This window comes from Xenorhabdus miraniensis, assembly GCF_002632615.1.
The window spans coordinates 1-1,022 of sequence record NZ_NITZ01000089.1 but is presented as its reverse complement, the minus strand read 5'-3'; the positions used below and the strand labels follow the sequence as shown (position 1 = coordinate 1,022).

Here is a 1,022-nt window from a genome sequence, read left to right as displayed (position 1 = left end):
TGCAAGACGTTTACTGGCCGAACAACAGAAATCAGAAGAAGCATTGGATATCAAACGCGGCACCGATCCACTGGTCGATTTCTGCGGTTACCTGCTCGCATCTGATGAAGCCGATGGCCTGTTAATCGGCAATGCGGAGATTGTGCCGTTCAATCCCCGCAAGTACCTTTATCACGCTTACCTTGCCTATATGAAAGGCAACAACCTGAATAAATCCATTTCCGTAACCCGCTTTGGCATGGATATGCCGGGTGCACTGGCAGAATATGGACAGCATTACCTGCGCAAAAAAAGCAAATACGGTATTCGTAGCAATATGAACTTGAATATCGACACGGCCAGTGAATGGATGCCAAAACTAACAAGGAATGACCAACCAGATGAATAAATTTCTTCCATCACAACTACTTGTCAAATAAATATAAAAAGTATTCACCACTTTTCACTCTATAATTTAAACCAGATATATCAATGCATTATAGGATGAAGAGTTATTTTAAAACTATCCATAAGTGTTCAACCCTGTTCACCTTTTTTCCGGTTTAAGGTGAAGGGTTGGATAAAGACTAATGATGAGTTTGGTTTCAAGTTATCATCATTTAATTAATTGAATTTAAATAAAAATATTTACAAGTGAACAGGGTGAACAGTTTTATCTCTAATTCTTTAATAGGGTAGGATTGTGAAAAATAGTTTTTCTGGCAGGAATAATATTTTTCAGATTCTATGGGTTATCTGGTTAATACATTAGCCAGATAACCCATAGAAGACAAGCGTAGCGCGTCAGTGTAATTTGAATCTATTGTGTTACGTGAAATTTAAATGATGTAATTAACTGATTTTATTTAAGAAGAGAAGTTAATCACAATTCTCTTTATGTGTCTCTATTTACACTTGAATAGATAAATTATTCTGTTATATCTTGTTCAGTATATGTACTTACGGTAAGTCGTTGTCATTGATAGAGCAACAGGTTTTAGTCGGCTTAGCTTCTCAGATGTAATGAGATCGTAGCTATTAAT

General features: G+C 36.2%; 1 protein-coding gene. It reads left to right on the top strand.

All coding sequences use genetic code 11. The annotated features are described in order from the left end of the window. On the top strand, positions 1-388 hold a 388-nt coding region (locus Xmir_RS22165), incomplete at its 5' end, for a primase-like DNA-binding domain-containing protein (RefSeq protein ID WP_244171028.1). Positions 389-1,022: the final 634 nt, after the last annotated feature.